Source organism: Rubrivirga sp. (assembly GCF_049648075.1).
Classification (GTDB): domain Bacteria; phylum Bacteroidota; class Rhodothermia; order Rhodothermales; family Rubricoccaceae; genus Rubrivirga.
The window spans coordinates 1-1,521 of sequence record NZ_JBARYR010000135.1; the positions used below are offsets into that span (position 1 = coordinate 1).

A 1,521-nucleotide genomic window follows, 5' to 3' on the forward strand; every position below is an offset into this window, starting at 1 on the left:
CCCGGCGGGGCTCCTGCTCAAAACCTACTTTTTCCTAGGCCGAGCGGGCGTCGAGGTGGAGGTCGGGCGGGCTCCGGCCTCTACATTTTTCGTCATCCGGGGCCGAGCTCATCCCTCATGGCCACACGTCGGGCACCGGCCGTCCGACGAGGTCTCGCTCGTCGCCTGCTGCGCTTCCGTCGTCCCGAGCCGCCGCGCGAACTCCAGCGAAACGCGGAGGAGGCCGGCGACCGAGAGCGCCGACGGGTGAATCGCCCTCCGTCCGGGACGGTGCGCTCCGGCGTAGACGTTGACCGTCCCGACCCCGGCGTCGTACACCGACGCCGTCCACAGGCCGCCGTTGCGAGCCGCGCCGGCGGTGAGGTAGTAGGCGATCCGCCGACCGTGCCAGTCGGTGAACGTGAACCGGCCCGCCCGGTGCGCCTCGGCGGCGAGCGTCGGAGCGAGGTATGCCTCGTCCGCTGTGATCTCGGGGCCTGTGGTCGAGGCGGGGGCGTCAACAAAAGTCATCTTATGTCGTCTTATGAGCCGGGCTCACGACACCAGCCCGTGCGGGCGGAAGTCGACGGCAACGATGCCACCGGACGCGGTGAACGTCTCCAGCCGGGCGGCGGCATCTGGAGACAGACCGGCTCTCCAGGAGTCGAACGCGCGGGCGGCGTCGTCGGTCAGGATCGCGCCACGGGGAGGGCGCGGCCGGTCGGGTCGGAGTTCGGCCTCAACGCGAGAGATACGAGGCAGGGACGGTCTGGGCATGGGTCAGGAGGTGACGCGGTGGTAGAGAGAAGCCAACTCGGAGGTCGAGAGGCCCTTGAGCGACGGCATAGAGCCAGGAGCCGGCGAGAGCTCGTCGTACCGGGCGCGCAGTTCGTCGTCGGACAGCACCTTGAGCTCAGCACGGAGTTCGGCGAGGCCTAGCGGCGAAGGGGCTGGCACGTCGGGCGTGATCTTGTCGAGTCGGGAGCGGAAGCGGGACATGGGACTACGGGATCGGAGGGGCCGAGAGGACGGTGACACCGGGGGCGATCTCGGACCCGGCGTCGAGCGGCCCGATGGGCGGGGCGTCGACGACGACGGGGAACGGTCGGAGCCCGGCGGCCTCGACCTCAGAGCACCACGCGGCGCGGGCGTCGTCGTCGCGGCCGAGGAAGAACACGGCGGACACGCTGGGAGCCCCTGAAGTGGTGCCCTCCAGTCGGGAGACGCGGGCGCGGAGCGATTGGGACATGGGTCAGGCGAAAGCGCCGCTGTAGCGGCCGGACGCGGTGGAAGTGGAGGGGGCATCGAGGGCGGTCTCGAGCGCGAGGAGCCGGCCCTCGAGCTCGCCGACCTCGACGATCTTGGCGAAGGCGGACGCGGCCTGCGTCGTCGCGTGGACGGCCTTGAGCACGCCGGTCCGGTCGCTCTCGGCCGCCGCGTCCATCATGCACGCCTCGGCCATCTCGAGGGCGCGCCAGAGCCGCTTCCGAGCGCCCTCGAGGTCGCCGGTGGCCCGGCGGTTCCGCTTGTGGAGCCGGGCGA

Annotated in this window: 5 protein-coding genes; all 5 read right to left on the bottom strand. The window is 71.2% G+C overall.

Going from position 1 to position 1,521, the window contains the following annotated elements:
- Nucleotides 1–108 precede the first annotated feature (108 nt).
- Nucleotides 109–510, bottom strand: coding sequence for a hypothetical protein (locus WBA11_RS03850; RefSeq protein ID WP_424519405.1), 402 nt, complete (start codon nt 508–510; stop codon nt 109–111).
- A gap of 24 nt (nt 511–534) precedes the next feature.
- The gene (locus WBA11_RS03855; RefSeq protein WP_424519406.1) at nt 535–756 is read right to left on the bottom strand and encodes a hypothetical protein; all 222 of its coding nucleotides are present in this window, start codon (nt 754–756) and stop codon (nt 535–537) included.
- Nucleotides 757–759: 3 nt separating this feature from the next.
- The gene (locus WBA11_RS03860; protein ID WP_424519407.1) at nt 760–978 is read right to left on the bottom strand and encodes a hypothetical protein; all 219 of its coding nucleotides are present in this window, start codon (nt 976–978) and stop codon (nt 760–762) included.
- A gap of 4 nt (nt 979–982) precedes the next feature.
- Entirely contained in the window at nt 983–1,228 is a 246-nt protein-coding gene (locus WBA11_RS03865) for a hypothetical protein (RefSeq protein WP_424519408.1), read from the bottom strand.
- A gap of 3 nt (nt 1,229–1,231) precedes the next feature.
- Nucleotides 1,232–1,521, bottom strand: a 290-nt coding sequence (locus WBA11_RS03870) for a hypothetical protein (RefSeq protein ID WP_424519409.1), incomplete at its 5' end; no start/stop codon positions are given.

What these genes read in the sequence shown, in the direction of transcription:
- WBA11_RS03850 (WP_424519405.1), bottom strand. Translation starts at nt 510, where the DNA reads ATGACTTTTGTTGACGCCCCCGCCTCGACCACAGGCCCCGAGATCACA.
- WBA11_RS03855 (WP_424519406.1), bottom strand. Translation starts at nt 756, where the DNA reads ATGCCCAGACCGTCCCTGCCTCGTATCTCTCGCGTTGAGGCCGAACTC.
- WBA11_RS03860 (WP_424519407.1), bottom strand. Translation starts at nt 978, where the DNA reads ATGTCCCGCTTCCGCTCCCGACTCGACAAGATCACGCCCGACGTGCCA.
- WBA11_RS03865 (WP_424519408.1), bottom strand. Translation starts at nt 1,228, where the DNA reads ATGTCCCAATCGCTCCGCGCCCGCGTCTCCCGACTGGAGGGCACCACT.